Here is a 16,660-nt window from a genome sequence, read left to right as displayed (position 1 = left end):
GCACCCGCTGAAGAAAACCTGATTTCCCGCGTGCTTGTTCAGGCGGCCCGCGCCGGTTCCGTTTCAGGTCGGCGCGACAACAGGCTCACCCCGACAAAACTCACCAACGCCACTGCCAGGCTGTAGTAGATCGGCGTGTTCGCGTCCAAGCCGTCCTTGAACATGAACACCAACGCCGTCACGAAGCCCAGGGTCATGGACGTAATCGCCCCCGAAGTCGTCGCGCGCTTCCAGAAAATCGCCCCGATCAGCGGGATCAGCATGCCCCCCACCAACAGGTTGTAAGCCAGGGTCAGGGCACTGATCACATCGTTCACCACCAGCGCGATGCCCAGCACCGCGATACCGGTCAGCAGGGTGAACAGGCGGTTGATGTTCAGGCTCGACTGCTTGCCGCCGCGCAAACGTGGCAGCAGGTCCTCGGTCAACACGGTGGACGCCGCCAGCAAGCCAGCGCTGGCCGTCGACATCATCGCCGCCAACGCCGCCGCAATCACCAACCCACGAATGCCATCGGGCAGCGACACTTTGACGATCGCGGCGAACGCGTTGTTGACGTTATCCAGATCGGGAATCAGCACATGGGCCGCCATGCCGATCAACGCACAGGCCAGGCCGTAGAGAATGCAGTAGAAACCGGCGAAAGTGCCTGCGTACTGGGCGACCTTTTCGTCACGGGCGGTGAACACCCGTTGCCAGATGTCCTGGCCGATCAGGATGCCGAAAAAGTAGATCATGAAGTAGGTGATGATCGTGTCCCAGCCGATCGCGGTGAAGCTGAAGTTCGACGCTGGCAGCTTGGCCACCAGTTCGTCCCAGCCGCCGACGCGGTACAGGCAGATCGGCAGCAGGATAAACATCAGGCCGACGGTCTTGATCACGAACTGCACGATGTCGGTCAGGGTCAGCGACCACATGCCGCCGATGGTCGAGTACATCACCACCACGCCACCGCCGAGCAGCACCGAAATCCAGAAGGGCAGGCCGAACAGCACCTGCAGCACGGTGCCGATGGCCAGGATCGAGGTCACGCCGATCATCAGCGCGTAGGCCAGCATGATCACTGCGCTCGCCTGGCGGGCCATGGGGTTGTAGCGTTTTTCCAGGACCTGGGTGACGGTGAAGATTTTCAGCTTGAGCAACGGCTTGGCCAGGAACAGGTTCAGCGCGATGATCCCCATGCCCAGCGCGGCGCACAGCCAGAAGCCGGAGATGCCGTGGACATACCCCAGGCGCACGGTGCCGACGGTGGACGCGCCGCCCAATACCGTGGCGGCCATGGTGCCCATGTACAGCGACGGGCCGAGATTGCGCCCGGCGACCAGGTAGTCTTCGTGGGTCTTGGCGCGGCGCATGCCGTAATAGCCGAGCACGAGCATGCCGGCGGCGTAGATGAGGACGACGAATAAATCCAAAGCCATGACGGCGGGTCTCCGATTATTTTTTTATGGAAGTCAGGCGGCTTTTTGCAGCGCCGGTTCAGCGCGCACGTCCGTGCGTTCGCTGCGTGGATCGGTAGGGCCGTACACGGCAGCCGGTTCCGGGAACAGGCGCAGCAAGCTCAGGTACACCACCGAGGCCAGCCCCAATGTCACCGGCAGGCTGATATCGATGCCCTCGGCGAGGTTGCCCAATGGCCCGACAAACTGCCCCGGCAGGTTGACGAAGCACAGCCCCACCAACGCGCTCGGAATCCAGGCCCCCAGGCCGCGCCAGTTCCAGCCGTGGCTGAACCAATAGCGCCCGCCGCGTTCGCCGCGGGTAAATACCTGCAGGTCGTCCGGGCAGTAGAAGCCGCGACGCACGATCAGGCCGATGATCATCATCACCATCCACGGGGTGGTGCAGGTGATGATCAGCACCGCGAAGGTCGACACGCTCTGCACCAGGTTGGCGGCGAAACGTCCGATAAAGATGAAGGCGATAGACATCACCCCGATCAGCAGCGTGGCCTTGACCCGCGACAGCAGGCGCGGGAACACGCTGGACATGTCCAACCCCGTGCCATACAGCGACGTGGTGCCGGTGGACATGCCGCCGATCACCGCGATCAGGCACACCGGCAGGAAGAACCAGCTCGGCGCCACCGCCAGCAGGCCGCCGACGTAGTTGTTGGCCGCGATGTAGTCCGGTGCCCTGACCGCGACGATGGTCGCGGTGGCCAAGCCGAACAGGAACGGGATCAAGGTGGCGATCTGTGCCGCGACCACCGCCAGCATGATGCGAATTTTCGGCGTTTCACGCGGGATGTAGCGCGACCAGTCACCGAGGAACGCGCCGAAGGAGATCGGGTTGCTCATGGCCACCAGCGCCGCGCCGATAAACGCGGCCCAGAAACCGCTCTGGCCGAGGGCCACGCTGCCGGCGAAGTGGCTGTCGAAGGTCGGCGCGAACGCGAAGATCCCCAGCAGAAACAGCAGGCTCGCCGCCCACACCGCGATGCGGTTGACCCACAGCATGAAGCGAAAGCCGTAGATACAGACCGTCAGCACCAGGATGGCAAACACGCCATAGGCCAGGCCCAGGGTCAGGTCGGTTTCCGGCAGGCCGATCAGCCGCTTCGCACCGCCGACCAGCGCATCGCCCGAACTCCACACCGACAGTGAGAAGAAGGCAATCGCCGTCAGCAATGACAGAAACGAGCCGACGATCCGCCCGTGGACACCGAAGTGCGCCCCGGACGACACAGCATTGTTGGTGCCATTGATCGGCCCGAACAGGCCCATGGGCGCCAGGATCAGCGCACCCACCAGCACGCCCAGCACAATCGCCCAGACACCGGCCTGGAACGACAGGCCGAACAGCACCGGAAAGGCACCCAGCACCGCTGTGGCAAAGGTATTGGCACCGCCGAAGATCAGGCGAAACAGATCCTTGGGCCCTGCGGTACGTTCATGGTCTGGGATCTGTTCGACCCCGTTGGTTTCTATCTTGCGAATACTGTTTTCGTTGTTTTTATTATTCATGATCAGCTCCGATCACATTGGCTAAGGGGGCGGCAGCCCTTCCGGCATAGCGGACAAATGTTCGTGACAGGCCAGCCACAGGCCTTGTTTTTGTTGTACGTCCAACCCTTGCCGTCTGAAGACAATGGTCTCGCGTTCCTGGCTATTGAATTGCTCCCCGTTCATGCGCAGCTCGGTGGCCACGTCATGCATAAAAATCGCCACATCACCCTGCAGGCTGACAACGGCGTTGCTCGAGACGCAGGACAGCACCTCGAACCCCTCGTCCCGGCGCCAGCTGTCCCACAATGCCTGGTAGGCATCGCGACTGAGCAGCGGCTGGGGCAGGGTGTAGAACACGAAGCTGGCATCGGCGCTGAACGCGCCGAAGTAAGCTTCGCGGTCGTTGCGTGCGAAGGCCGACACTAGGTCGGCCGCCGCTTTCAACACCTCATGGGTGCTCATCAGCGGTGCGCCACGCCGGGCAGTACGCAGAGCATTTCGTACAGCAGGTTGGCGCCCAGCAACGAGGTGTTGCCGGTGGTGTCGTAAGGCGGCGAAACTTCTACCAGATCGCAACCAATCAGGTCGAGGCCCTGGCAGCCACGGATGATTTCGATCGCCTGGATAGTGGTCAGCCCGCCGATTTCCGGAGTGCCGGTGCCGGGCGCCCAGGCCGGGTCGATGCCGTCGATGTCAAAGCTCAGGTACACCGGGCCGCCACCGACTTTTTCGCGCACTTCGGCCATCAACGGCGCGAGGGAGTGGTGCCAGCATTCTTCGGCCTGCACCACGCGAAAGCCTTGCTTGCGGCTCCAGTTGAAGTCTTCGGCGGTGTAGCCCTGGGCGCGCAGGCCGATCTGTACCACGCGGTCGCAATCGAGCAGGCCTTCTTCCACCGCACGGCGGAAGGTGGTGCCGTGGGCGATCTTCTCGCCGAACATGTGGTCGTTGACGTCGGCATGGGCATCGATGTGGACCAGCCCGACCTTGCCGTGCTTTTTGTGGATCGCCCGCAGGATCGGCAGGGTGATGGTGTGATCGCCGCCCAGGGTCATGGGGATGACGTTGTGTTCGAGGATCTCGTCGTAGGCTTCTTCAATGATCCGCACGGCGTCGAGCAGGTTGAAGGTGTTGATCGCCACGTCGCCGATATCGGCCACCGACAGCGAATCGAACGGCGCGGCACCGGTGGCCATGTTGTACGGGCGGATCATCACCGATTCGGCGCGGATTTCCCGGGGGCCGAAGCGGGTGCCGGCGCGCAGCGAGGTGCCGATGTCCAGCGGCACGCCGATAAAGGCCGCATCCAGGCCCTTGGCCGATTGCAAATGGGGAAGACGCATCATGGTGGCGATGCCGGCGAAGCGCGGCATTTCGTTGCCGCCCAGTGGTTGGTGGAAAATCTTGTCCACGGGATTGCCTCATCGTGTTGTGTTTATTAGCGGCCGATTCTGCGAAAAGCCCGGGGTGGGAAGAATCGGCAGAGGCAAATACTTAGTTCAGATTTTTCTAAACTAATGCCGGCAGGTAGACTACTGCGATCACCTCCCCGGAGCCGACCATGGCCAACGCCTTGCCTGACCTGAAACTCCTGCGCATCTTCGTCAGCGTCGTGCGCCACCAGGGGTTCGCCAATGCGCAGCACGAGCTCAACCTGTCGACCTCGGCGATCAGCACCTATATGAGCCAGCTCGAATCGGCGTTGGGCCTGGTGCTGTGCCACCGTGGCCGGGGCGGGTTCAGCCTGACCAGCAAGGGCGAGTTGTTCCATCAGGAGACTCTGCGTCTACTGGGCGAACTGGAAGGTTTCGAGCAATACGCCGCCGCGCTCAAAGGCGAGCTGCGCGGCACGCTCAAGCTCGGCGTGCTCGACTCCACCGTCAGCGACAAGGCCCTGCCGTTCGCCGAGGTGATCGGCGCCTACAGCCTGGAACACCCGGCGGTGCACCTGCATTTGTCGGTGCTGAGCCCTTACGAACTGCAACTGGGCGTGCAGGACAACCGCCTGGACCTGGCCATCGGCGCGTTCTCCAACCGCATGAGCGGGCTGATCTACATGCCGCTGTACCGTGAACAACACTGGTTGTATTGCAGCACCCGGCACCCGCTGTTCAATGAGCGGCGCATCCCCGAACAGGTGATCACCCAGCAGCGCATGGTCGGGCGCGGCTACTGGAGCCAGGCGGAACTGGCGCGCCACGGCTTCAAGCACAGCGCCGCCACCGTGGAAAGTATGGAGGCGCAGCTGATCCTGGTGCTGTCCGGCGCCTACATCGGCTACCTGCCCGAACACTACGCCCAGGCCTGGGCCGACAAGGGCGACCTGCGCGTGCTGCTGCCGGCGACCTTCGGCTACCAGGCGCCGTTCTCGATGATCATGCGCCGTGGCCGTAGCCGCGAGCCGCTGATCCAGACGTTTCGCGACTTGCTCAAAACCCAGCTCAACCAGGCCTGAAAAACCATGTCCAGACCCCAGTGTTCCCGTTGCCTGCGGCCCGCCACCCATTGCCTGTGCGCGCTGATCCCCAGCCTCGACAGCCGCACCCGCGTGTTGCTGCTGCAGCACCCGAGCGAGGTCAACCATGCGCTCAATACCGCGCGGTTGGCGGCGTTGGGCTTGAACAATGCGCAGTTGGTGGTGGGCGAGGTATTCGACGATCTGCCGAGCTTGCTGAACTCGCCCGGCTATCAGGCGCGCCTGTTGTTTCCGGCAGACGATGCCCAGCCGCTGCAGGCTTATGGGCCGAGCGACGGGCCGTTGTTGCTGGTGGTCCCCGACGGCACCTGGCGCAAGGCGCGCAAGCTGTTGCACCTCAACCCGCTGCTGGCGGCGCTGCCCAGGGTGACGCTGGCCGCGGGCGCCGTCTCGCGCTACCGGCTGCGCAAGGCGCCGGGCCCCGGCGCCTTGTCGACGGTGGAGGCGATTGTGCAGGCGTTGCAGGTGCTGGAGGCGCCCACTTCTTTCGAGCCGTTACTCAAACCCTTCGATGCGTTGATCGAGGGCCAGATTGCGGCGATGGGGCCGGCGGTTTTCGACAAGAACCACGGCTGATCCATGGCGCTACATAGCTACCTGAGACGCTGACGGCGAGGCGATAGGCTGAGCTTTTCAGGAGCAGAGCCATGAGCGAGCCGATTACCCCCACACCGCAGGACACGCTGAGCGCTTTTATCGCGCAGCAGCGCGCACCCTTGATGGCCGGCCTGGAGTGGTCAGTCCTGCAAGCCCTGGATGGCTTGAGAGCTGAGTTCGACGGCCTTCTCGGCGGGCTCGATCTTGCCGAAAAACGTGAGTACGTGCGCCTGCAAAGGGCCTGGATTGATGCGCAGCACACCATGGAGCAGGGCATCCGCCAACTCACCGAAGCGTTCGAGCTACATGCCCTGGAGTCGTTGCGCAGCGCGTTGATAACCCTGACCGGCCAGTACATCGACCCCAAGGTAGCGAAGATCAATACCCGCTACCTCAAGCACTCCGGTCGCGTCCGGCGCGAATTGAAAGGTGATGAGATCAAGATCTCTAGCGTGACCTTATGGGACGCCGCCTGTATGAACTATGACGGCCTGACCGGCTGGAGCTACCCCGGCCGCACCGGCCTGGCCGATGCCAGTTACCTCGACAGGAACATCAACGCGACCGCCGGCGAATTCATTGCGCTGGTGCGCCGGCTCGATCTCGGCGGGCAACTGCGTCGCCGTCTCGACCAGGCGCTGCAGGCCAACGCCTCGCTGGGCAGCAGCATCATGCGGTTGGCGAATGCCGAGTTTGAGTTCGCCCTCATCGAGGCCTTGAGAAACACCGAAGCCAGCCGCGTCGACCGGGACAAATATCAGCAGGTGAAACGTGCGCTGGCGGGAGAAGCGCGCTGGGAGCGCGTAGAGGAAATGCTGCTTTTCGTGCCCCATGGGACGGACAACATCAGTTGGTTGCCACAATCGATCGGCTTGGTCGGGCATTACGCCGGCCAGCCTCCCGGCGACAGCTTGAGCATTCCCCACATCGTTTTTTCCGTCAGCGGTTGCAAGGGGGCTTTCAGTTTTATCCCGAATCGCCCCGGCGGGTCCCTGCGTCATCATGCCAGCCATCGGCAAGCCTGCGAGGTGTTTCATGCGGAGTTCCATGCGGCCTACCGCGCGGGGCGGGTCGATTGGCTGTATCAGATCATGTGGCTGCGTGACTGTGCGCGACTCAAGCAAATCGGTAAAACCGCGCAGCCGCGTCGCGACCTTGAGGGGTTGGAAAAACTGGTCGACTGGCTGGCCCGTGTCATTCCGAGCGTCAACATCGTCGATAAAGTCGGCTATGTGCGCAACGTCGTGCAAAAGTCCCCGGCGCTGAGCCTGAACGATTTCTATCGCGAGCGCAGTCGCGCCAATCTGCAGGAATTGGCGCACCAGACGCCCGGTTTCATGCCCACCATGATCGAGCTGTTCCAGACCCTGATCGGTGAAATCCTCGATGTGCTGCTGATCCCGGTGCCGGGGGCGTTAAAAGGGTTGGGGCGGGTGAGGGCGTTTGCGATGTTCATAGCGATGGAGCAAGCGTTGGTCGAAGGGGGGCGGCAGGCGCTGCTCGGCGAGCCTGCCGAATTGCTCCAGGGGTTTGCCGACCTTGCCGATTTACTGATCAGTGGTCGATTGCATACGCGTTTGGGGCGCAGCGTGCTGCGTCGCCATCAGCACTTGTATCAACGCTTGTCCCAGCGCTACAGCGCCGTGCCTGAACACCGGCATCTGTCGAGCCCGCAGGTGCTCGAAAGAATGCTCGGCAGCCAGGACGTATTGCCACGGCAAATCGAGATTTTGCTCGAAACGAGCGCGACCTCGGCACAGACCTTGAACCAGGTATGGGAGGGCGCGCCGGCGTCGGCGTCTTTGGTCGACGCCGTGCATCGGTTGCGCGCCGACCGGCTGATCGATTGGCTGGCCGCAGACGCCGATCCCAGCCGCCCCGCGCCCGTCGACGCGCTGGACGTCATGGCGCCGCTGCTCACTCAGTTGGAGGGTTGGCCGGCGGGAATGTCGTTGAGCATTGAAGACCATCAGGGCCTGGAGGTGCGTCGCTACAACAAGGAGGCAACGCGTGCGACAACGGCAGTGGTTACGCTGACCGCGCTGGAAAATCATGAGTTCGCCTATGCCACGCCGCGCCGCTTCACCGCCCATGTGGCACAGGCCATTGTGGCGTTGGTGCCGGCGCTTGTTTCGGGTGACGCGCAGTTGCTTCGTCAGCAATTGGCGACGAAAGCCAAGGCCTTGAGGAACGACCTGTTTGAAGCGCTCACGCGGTTTGCCGACACCTGCCGTGCTGACGCGGTGGGCGCCAGTGCGTCGGTACTCAAATTGTTGCCCGAGCGCGTCAGCCCCGACCAGCCCGTACCGGCGGTGATTACCCAACTACGGGCCTTGCACCCCGAACTGAGCATGGCGCGGTTGCTGGAGGTGTTGCGCGAACACCCGTTATCGGAGCATCAGCAAACCCAGCTGCTGCAGTCGCAACTGCAACCCGAGGCGCTTTACGACGCATTGCGCGCCGCACGCCTGGTGACGCGCCGCGAAGCCATCGTCGATGGGCTTTTTCATCCGCGCCGATTTGACCGGCAAACCCAGGATTGGGCCGCGCATTTCGCCCACAGCGTGCTGCGCGACGGCAGCGCCCAGGCGTTGCTCGTCAGCCCGGCCACGCAAGCGCTGCCCTATGTTTCGCAGGGGGCACAGGACCGCAGCGTGGTGGTCATTGATCAGGGCCAAGGGCGATTTTCGCCGTATTACCACCGTGAGTCGCGCACCGGCGCCATGCTGAGTGGTGCCAACGGTTTCTATCTGGCGATCATGCGCCAGCTGTCCGACGATGACCGGCGTCTACTCGGCTTGAGCGCGGAACACAGCGTTGCCGACTTTCGGCGTCAGGTCGCTCGCGCCCTGTTACGCCATCGTGCGCCGGATGGCGCGTTTTATCCCGACCGGCGCGAGATCGCGCACTACGTCAGTCACGTCGATACCGCCCGTATCGCCGCAGAGCCCGATGCCCTTGGCCTTTACCACCTGGGGGCGGAGCGCTACCTGTGGCTGGACGATGCTTATTTCAAGGTGGCGGAGCAGCCATGGCGCCTATTGCACCCGTCCCTGAACGATGCGTATGCCCCGCTGTTGAGCCACAACGGTGCCGGCGCCTGGCGGCACGAATGGGAAAACCCGCTGACGTGGGACGGCGCCAAGGCGTTCCAGCGCCTGGGGCCGTTTACCCGCGCAGTGCCGGCGGATGCCATTGAGCAGATTCAGCAGATCAGCGGGGTGACAGCGGACGTCCTGCGCCGGATACATCTGCGCAATGAGCGCGCGCCGGCAATCGTGGTGGAGACCGTCGAGCGCTTCATGCTGCATCAACGGATCAACACCGGCGTGGATACGGGGCGGGATTTTTTCGACAGGCTGCTCGGCGAGGTCGGTGTCGACAGCGCCGAGACGTTGGTGGGGCCGGCGGCGGCCACCCGCGCCGAGCAGGTCGCGGTGCTCGAGGCCGAGGTCGCGCGCAACCGGCCCCACATGGAGCGCCTGTTTTTCAAGGCGCTGGGCCAAAAACAGCAGCCATCGGGCGATCCATTGGCGCAGGTGCTGCAGCGCGATTTTCCCAGTTTGACGGCGGCACTCGCCGAAGAACTGGTGTGCGACGTCACCGCGCAGGAGCGCCTCAGCCTGCAGGCCGGCCGCATCCCCTTGAGCCTGATGTCGGCCGCGCGTTGGCGGGTGAGCGTCGCGCGCAAGATCAGGGCGCTGGAGGGATTGTATCTGCCGGCTGCAGCGAGTGAAGACACCTCGAGACTGATCCTGCATACATTGCCGGACATCGACGGATGGCCGAACCACCTGCGGGTCGAGGTGTGGGAGCGCGGTCGCCTGATCGATAGCATCGGCCCGGTCGACGGCGCGCTCAGACGGATACTGGAAGCGGTCGACGTGGATTATCAGGCCTACATTCTTCAAGCGAACGGTGAACGGCAACCGACCGGGCGTCCCGGGGCGTTCCTGGCGGTGCTGTTGGACGCGTTACCGTCGACTGAACGTGAAGCGCTGCACTACACCCACGATGCGCTGCGCCGGGAGATCGAACAGCGTTCGCAACGCGCCCTCAGCCTGTTCGACCCACAGCGACGCCCCTGGTACGTCCCGCCACGGCGCCTGGCGGATGGGCGCATGGGTTACCCGTTGAGCGGCGGTGATCATTGGGGTCCGGTGGACCGTGAACACGTCGCCAAGCTGCGGCAGCTGTTTCCGGCGAAAACCGATGAGCAGGCCTTCGCGCTGCTCCAGGGCCTGAGTGATTCCGTCCGAGAGCGGGAAAGCGCGATCAACTTCATGTTCAGAGAGCGCGCCGTCTTGAATGCCAACCTTGAACGATGGTGCCGACAGGGTAAGCCCGAGGACTTGCCCGCACAACGTGAGGCGGCTGCGCGCATTCAGCGCTGCTGGGCTAAAGAAGACTCCGTTCGCGGGGTACCGTATGAACTCATCCTGGATGACTTGGCATTAAATGATTTGCCGCCGCTGGGCGCCTATTTCGGTCATGTAAAACTGTTGAGCCTGAAAAACAATCGGCTGGAAACCATTCCAACCAGTTTTTTCAGGTGTTTTCCGCAGCTTCGCTGGGTGTTTTTCAACGGTAATCATCTGCAGCGCCTTCCCGTCGGGTTGGCACAGCTGGGCTATTTATCGCTGCTCAACCTCTCGAATAATCGGCTCAAGCTTCAACTGGGGGACGTAATACTGCTCGCTGAAATGACCAGCCTGGTGACACTGGATTTATCGGTAAACCCACTGAGACTGGGGCAGCGCTTGAAGCTGCATGGGTTGAAGAAGTTGCGCGTGCTTAACCTGCGCAATACGCAAATTGAAAGCCTGCCCCTTGGCGCCGCCATCTTGCGATCACTGGAGGTCTTTGATTTGCGTGACAATCGAATATCGATCTTGACCAGCCTCGATTTGTTCATTTACCCGAATGTTCATCGAGCGATGAATTTGCAAGGCAACCCGCTTTCACAGGGCTCCCTGCAAATGATGCGCCGCTACCGTGAGTGGCCGGGGCAGGCGGATATCGATTTTGGCCTGGGCGCCCAGCCCGCAGCGGCATCCACGCGCCCCGACACATGGTTGGCGGTGCTGCCTTTCGCTGAAGTTCCCCACTACCAGGCACTTTGGGCGCAACTGCAGCAACGCCCGATGTCTGATCGTTTTTTTGAGTTGCTGGCATGTATCGCGGCCTATCCGTCGCTCATCGCCACCGGCTTTCGGGCGCTGCGAGAAGACCTGACGCGCCGCGTGTGGCAGTTGATCGAGAGTGCAACCCATAACGAGCAGCTGGCCGTGATCCTGTTTCAGCACCGCTTCGAGCTCAATCGCGGGGTGGATGGCTGGCTGTTATCACTCAATGCGCTGGAGCTTGAGTTCCTGCCGATCGAACTGCTCGCCCGCGACACGGACGGTGATGCGGCGCCACTCTTGAATTACTTTCGAGCCCTGAAACGGTTGCAGGCCATCGATGAGATGGTGTTGCGTTTCGACCGCCATCAAACGTGGGATGTGGTGAGCAGCATGATCCTTGCCAGCCGCATTGCGTTGGCGCACAGCCTGGATTTACCCCTTGGATTCGACGAGCGTTTGGCCAGGACACTGGGTGGCCCCAATGCGAACTCAATCACCAGGATGCACGGAATGATCGTGGCCGCCGAAGCTCAGTTCGACTGGCCGGCTTTATTGGTGCAAGCAGAATACTGGCGGCAGTTTCTGGCGCGTAAATACCGATCGCGGTTCGACGCGCGCCTTGGGCAATACGATCGAGAAATGGAGCGTGCGCAGGCGCAAGTCGAAAGCGCGGAGATGAGCGAAGGCGCGTACCTGCTGCTGGTGCGTAAGGTGCAAGCCTTGAGGGCGCACGACGAGGAGCAATTGATTGAGCAACTGACGCGCGAGGAATGGACCCGCTTCGTGACCGGCTGATTGCGTGCTTATGCCTTTAAGCCATAAGCACCGCACTTTGCGTGATATGGCGCGCCAGGCTTTCCCGGTATGATGTTCGCCCCGCAGTCTGGATTGCGAATACGCCATGACCTTGCAGTACCCTACAATCGCCGATTGCGTCGGCAACACGCCCCTGGTCCGCTTGCAACGCATGGCGGGTGAAACCAGCAATACCCTGTTGCTCAAGCTCGAAGGGAACAACCCGGCCGGTTCCGTCAAGGACCGTCCGGCGCTGTCGATGATCACGCGCGCCGAGCTGCGCGGGCAGATCAAGCCGGGCGACACCCTGATCGAAGCCACCTCCGGTAACACCGGGATCGCCCTGGCCATGGCCGCGGCGATCAAGGGTTACAAGATGGTGCTGATCATGCCCGACAATGGCAGCGCCGAGCGCAAGGCCGCGATGACCGCCTACGGTGCCGAATTGGTCCTGGTCAGCCAGGAAGAAGGCATGGAAGGCGCCCGCGACCTCGCCGAGCGCATGGCCGCCGAAGGCCGTGGTCAGGTGCTGGACCAGTTCGCCAACGGCGACAATCCCGAGGCGCACTACACCACCACCGGCCCGGAAATCTGGCGCCAGACCCAGGGCACGATTACCCATTTCGTCAGCTCCATGGGCACCACCGGCACCATCATGGGCAACTCGCGCTACCTCAAGGAGCAGAACCCGGCGATCCAGATCGTCGGCCTGCAACCGATGGAAGGCGCGTCGATCCCCGGGATTCGCCGCTGGCCCGAAGAGTATTTGCCGAAGATCTACAACGCTACGCGCGTGGATCGCATCATCGACATGGCCCAGCGTGAAGCCGAAGACACCACACGCCGCCTGGCCCGTGAAGAAGGCATCTTCTGCGGTGTGTCCTCCGGCGGTGCCGTGGCCGGCATGTTGCGATTGTCCAAGGAAGTGGAAAACGCGGTGATCGTCGCGATCATCTGTGACCGTGGCGACCGTTACTTGTCGACCGGCATTTTCGACGAACCCAACTGATGGCCAAGCACGAGAGAGGCCTGCGCTTCCAGCCGACGGGCGGCAGCCGTACCCCACAGATTCCGGTGGGCAAGAAGCAACGCCTGACCATCGAGCGCCTGGCCAATGACGGCCGTGGCATCGTGTTTTTTGAAGGCCGCACCTGGTTTGTCAACGGTGCGCTGGCCGGTGAAGAGGTCGAAGCGCGGGTATTGGGCGCCCACGGCAAAGTGGTCGAGGCGCGCACCGAGCGTGTGTTCAAGCCCAGCGAACTGCGGCGCCCGGCGCCGTGCGCGCACTTCGGTCGTTGCGGCGGTTGCAGCGTGCAGCACCTGCCCCATGCTGAACAACTTGCCCTGAAACAGCGCATGCTCGCCGAGCAACTGTCGCGTGTGGCAGGGGTCGAACCGCAGGCGTGGGCGGCACCGTTGAGTGGCCCGGAGCTGGGCTATCGGCGTCGCGCCCGCGTGGCGGTGCGCTGGGACGCCAAGGCCAAGACCCTGGAAGTGGGCTTTCGCGCCGTGGCCAGCCAGGACATTGTCGCCATCGATGATTGCCCGGTGCTGGTACAGGCCTTGCAACCGATCATGCAGCGCTTGCCCAACATGCTGCGGCGCTTGAGCAAACCGCAGGCATTGGGGCATGTGGAGCTGTTCAGCGGGTCGTCCATCGCCGTATTGCTGCGCCATATGGCACCGTTGTCCGACGCCGATCTGCTGATCCTCAAAGAATTCTGCGCCTTCCATGAGGCCCAGTTGTGGCTGCATGGCGAGGGCCAGCCGGAGCCGGTCGAGCCTGACCAGGCCCTGGGTTATCGGTTGGAACCGTGGGATCTGGAGCTGGCGTATCGGCCCGGCGATTTTGTCCAGGTCAACGCCGGGGTCAACGCGGCGATGGTGGCCCAGGCCCTCGAATGGCTGGCGCCGCAAGCCGATGAGCGCGTGCTGGACCTGTTTTGCGGCCTGGGCAACTTCGCCCTGCCACTTGCGCGCCAGGTGCGCGAAGTGGTCGCGGTAGAAGGCGTACAGGCCATGGTCGAGCGTGCGGCGCTGAATGCCGTCAGCAATAATTTGCATAATGTGCAGTTTTTTCAGGCTGATTTGTCCCAGTCGTTGACTGACGCGGAATGGACCAAACAGGGCTTTTCTGCGGTACTCTTGGACCCTCCTCGCGACGGTGCCCTGGAGGTTGTGCGCAAGCTCGCCAGCCTGGGGGCCAAGCGCCTGGTGTACGTGTCCTGCAATCCGGCGACGCTGGCGCGGGACACGGTTGAGTTGGTCAAGCAGGGTTACCGGCTAAAACGTGCCGGGATCCTCGACATGTTTCCGCAAACCGCGCATGTCGAGGCGATGGCGTTATTTGAGGCGGGCTAGGATGCCCGTTTAATCCGACTGGCCTGCATTCTCCTGGGCCGTGACCTGCCAGGGAGTGTGTGAGCTTTAGTGATAAAGCAGGTCAGCGATGATTTTTGGCGCATCGAAGGTGCGTCGTAGGGAAGGTAAGCAAGATGGTACAGGTGAGAGCACACCAGCCGATCAACACCGACGGCAGTATCAATCTCGAGGCATGGCTGGATCATGCCATCAGTGTCGACCCGGCACTGGACCGTGAAGCCTTGAAAGCAGCCTGCGAGTTCGCTCGTGAGTCTGAACAGCAAGACAATGCGGCCAAGAACCTGTGGGCCGAAGGCACTTCGAGCTTTCGCACCGGCTTGGAAATCGCTGAGATCCTCGCCGATCTCAAGCTCGACCAGGATTCGCTGATCGCTGCCGTGCTCTATCGCGGCGTGCGTGAAGGGCATATCCCGTTGGCCACCGTGGGCCAGCGCTTCGGCTCCGTGGTGGCCAAGCTGATCGACGGCGTGCTGCGCATGGCCGCCATCAGCGCCAGCCTCAGCCCGCGCCAGTCCATGGTGCTGGGCACCCAGGGCCAGGTGGAAAACCTGCGCAAGATGCTGGTGGCGATGGTCGACGACGTGCGCGTCGCCTTGATCAAGCTGGCCGAACGCACCTGCGCGATCCGTGCGGTGAAAACCGCCGACGACGAAAAGCGCAACCGCGTGGCCCGCGAAGTCTTCGACATCTACGCACCGCTGGCGCATCGCCTGGGCATCGGTCATATCAAATGGGAGCTGGAGGACTTGTCCTTCCGCTACCTCGAACCCGACCAATACAAACAGATCGCCACGCTGCTGCATGAGCGCCGGCTCGACCGCGAGCGTTTCATCACCGACGTGATGGGCCAGCTGCGCGCCGAGTTGCAGGCTACCGGCGTCGACGCCGACATCAGCGGCCGCGCCAAGCACATCTATTCGATCTGGCGCAAAATGCAGCGCAAGGGCCTGGCCTTCAGCCAGATCTACGACGTGCGCGCCGTGCGCGTGCTGGTGCCGGAAATGCGCGACTGCTACACCGCGCTCGGTATCGTCCACACCCTGTGGCGGCACATCCCCAAGGAGTTCGACGACTACATCGCCAACCCCAAGGAAAACGGCTATCGCTCGCTGCACACTGCAGTGATCGGCCCCGAGGGCAAGGTGCTGGAAGTGCAGATCCGCACCCATGCCATGCACGAAGAGGCGGAGCTGGGGGTGTGCGCGCACTGGCGCTACAAGGGCACCGACGTCAAGGCCGGGTCCAACCAGTACGAAGAAAAAATCTCCTGGCTGCGCCAAGTGCTGGAGTGGCACGAAGAACTCGGCGACATCGGCGGCCTGGCCGAACAACTGCGGGTGGATATCGAGCCGGACCGGGTCTACATCTTCACCCCCGACGGCCACGCCATCGACCTGCCGAAGGGCGCCACGCCGCTGGACTTCGCCTACCGCGTACACACCGAGATCGGCCACAACTGCCGGGGCGCCAAGATCAACGGGCGCATCGTGCCGCTCAACTATAGCCTGCAGACCGGCGAGCAGGTCGAGATCATCACCAGCAAGCACGGCACGCCGAGCCGCGACTGGCTGAACCCGAACCTGGGCTACATCACCACCTCGCGGGCGCGGGCGAAGATCGTCCACTGGTTCAAGCTGCAGGCGCGCGACCAGAACGTCGCCGCCGGCAAAAGCCTGCTCGAACGCGAACTGGCGCGCCTGGGCCTGCCTCAGGTGGACTTCGACAAGCTGGCCGAAAAGGCCAACATGAAGATCGCCGAAGACATGTTCGCCGCCCTCGGTGCCGGCGACCTGCGCCTGGCGCAACTGGTCAACCTGGCCCAGCAACTGGTGGAGCCGGAGCGCGGCAACGAACAGCTGGAGCTGATCCCGCGCAAAGCCACCGGCTACAAGCCCGGCAAGCGTGGCGATATCCAGATCCAGGGCGTCGGCAACCTGATGACGCAAATGGCCGGTTGCTGCCAGCCGCTGCCGGGCGACGCCATCGTCGGCTACATCACCCAGGGCCGTGGCGTGAGCATTCACCGCCAGGACTGCGCCTCGGTGCTGCAACTGGGCGGGCGCGAGCCGGAGCGGATCATCCAGGTCAGCTGGGGCCCGGTGCCGGTGCTCACCTATCCGGTGGACATCATCATCCGTGCCTACGACCGTTCCGGTCTGCTGCGCGACGTGTCGCAAGTGCTGCTCAACGAACGGATCAACGTGCTGGCCGTCAACACCCGCTCGAACAAGGAGGACAACACCGCGTTGATGTCCCTGACCATCGAGATTCCGGGGCTGGACGCGTTGGGGCGGTTGCTGGGGCGGATTTCCCAGTTGCCGAACATCATCGAGACC

At 62.9% G+C, this 16,660-nt stretch carries 10 protein-coding genes; 6 read left to right on the top strand and 4 right to left on the bottom strand.

All coding sequences use genetic code 11. From position 1 onward, the window contains the following. Nucleotides 1-38 precede the first annotated feature (38 nt). From AC07W0_RS05085 to speB, 4 genes are read right to left on the bottom strand one after another with little or no spacing between them, the layout of a single operon-like run. Entirely contained in the window at nt 39-1,421 is a 1,383-nt protein-coding gene (locus tag AC07W0_RS05085; protein ID WP_017845299.1) for a sodium:solute symporter family protein, read from the bottom strand. 33 nt (nt 1,422-1,454) lie between these two features. Next, a complete protein-coding gene (locus AC07W0_RS05080; RefSeq protein WP_017845300.1) occupies nt 1,455-2,966 on the bottom strand; it encodes a purine-cytosine permease family protein in 1,512 nt (503 codons plus the stop codon). A gap of 21 nt (nt 2,967-2,987) precedes the next feature. Beyond that, nucleotides 2,988-3,410 carry a YybH family protein gene (locus tag AC07W0_RS05075; protein WP_057003843.1) on the bottom strand — a complete coding sequence of 141 codons (423 nt, stop codon included), beginning with the start codon at nt 3,408-3,410 and terminating at the stop codon, nt 2,988-2,990. Next, on the bottom strand, nt 3,410-4,360 hold the full coding sequence (speB, locus tag AC07W0_RS05070; protein WP_017845302.1) for an agmatinase: 951 nt from the start codon (nt 4,358-4,360) through the stop codon (nt 3,410-3,412). Before speB ends, AC07W0_RS05075 begins: the two co-directional genes overlap by 1 nt. 149 nt (nt 4,361-4,509) lie before the next feature. On the opposite strand from speB, the gene AC07W0_RS05065 reads away from it, so the two are divergent. From AC07W0_RS05065 to relA, 6 genes are all read left to right on the top strand, one after another. Beyond that, nucleotides 4,510-5,403 carry a LysR family transcriptional regulator gene (locus AC07W0_RS05065; RefSeq protein WP_017845303.1) on the top strand — a complete coding sequence of 298 codons (894 nt, stop codon included), beginning with the start codon at nt 4,510-4,512 and terminating at the stop codon, nt 5,401-5,403. Between the two features lie 6 nt (nt 5,404-5,409). Beyond that, nucleotides 5,410-6,000, top strand: coding sequence for a tRNA-uridine aminocarboxypropyltransferase (locus AC07W0_RS05060; RefSeq protein WP_102617649.1), 591 nt, complete (start codon nt 5,410-5,412; stop codon nt 5,998-6,000). Between the two features lie 71 nt (nt 6,001-6,071). Then, the gene (locus AC07W0_RS05055; RefSeq protein ID WP_102617650.1) at nt 6,072-11,942 is read left to right on the top strand and encodes an NEL-type E3 ubiquitin ligase domain-containing protein; all 5,871 of its coding nucleotides are present in this window, start codon (nt 6,072-6,074) and stop codon (nt 11,940-11,942) included. A 106-nt stretch (nt 11,943-12,048) separates the two neighbouring features. After that, entirely contained in the window at nt 12,049-12,951 is a 903-nt protein-coding gene (gene cysM / locus AC07W0_RS05050; protein WP_017845306.1) for a cysteine synthase CysM, read from the top strand. Continuing rightward, nucleotides 12,951-14,303, top strand: a complete 1,353-nt coding sequence (gene rlmD / locus AC07W0_RS05045) for a 23S rRNA (uracil(1939)-C(5))-methyltransferase RlmD (protein ID WP_102617651.1) — start codon at nt 12,951-12,953, stop codon at nt 14,301-14,303. Before cysM ends, rlmD begins: the two co-directional genes overlap by 1 nt. Nucleotides 14,304-14,437: 134 nt before the next feature. Further along, a partial coding sequence (gene relA / locus AC07W0_RS05040; protein WP_495029328.1) for a GTP diphosphokinase occupies nt 14,438-16,660 on the top strand: 2,223 nt, incomplete at its 3' end.

The sequence above is a fragment of the Pseudomonas sp. GW704-F2 genome (genome assembly GCF_059423025.1).
This window is presented reverse-complemented; position numbering and strand designations above follow the sequence as displayed.

Bases quoted from the DNA above. Each gene is read 5' to 3' on its own strand.
- AC07W0_RS05085 (WP_017845299.1), bottom strand. From the start codon at position 1,421: ATGGCTTTGGATTTATTCGTCGTCCTCATCTACGCCGCCGGCATGCTC.
- AC07W0_RS05080 (WP_017845300.1), bottom strand. From the start codon at position 2,966: ATGAATAATAAAAACAACGAAAACAGTATTCGCAAGATAGAAACCAAC.
- AC07W0_RS05075 (WP_057003843.1), bottom strand. From the start codon at position 3,410: ATGAGCACCCATGAGGTGTTGAAAGCGGCGGCCGACCTAGTGTCGGCC.
- AC07W0_RS05065 (WP_017845303.1), top strand. From the start codon at position 4,510: ATGGCCAACGCCTTGCCTGACCTGAAACTCCTGCGCATCTTCGTCAGC.
- AC07W0_RS05060 (WP_102617649.1), top strand. From the start codon at position 5,410: ATGTCCAGACCCCAGTGTTCCCGTTGCCTGCGGCCCGCCACCCATTGC.
- AC07W0_RS05055 (WP_102617650.1), top strand. From the start codon at position 6,072: ATGAGCGAGCCGATTACCCCCACACCGCAGGACACGCTGAGCGCTTTT.
- cysM (WP_017845306.1), top strand. From the start codon at position 12,049: ATGACCTTGCAGTACCCTACAATCGCCGATTGCGTCGGCAACACGCCC.
- rlmD (WP_102617651.1), top strand. From the start codon at position 12,951: ATGGCCAAGCACGAGAGAGGCCTGCGCTTCCAGCCGACGGGCGGCAGC.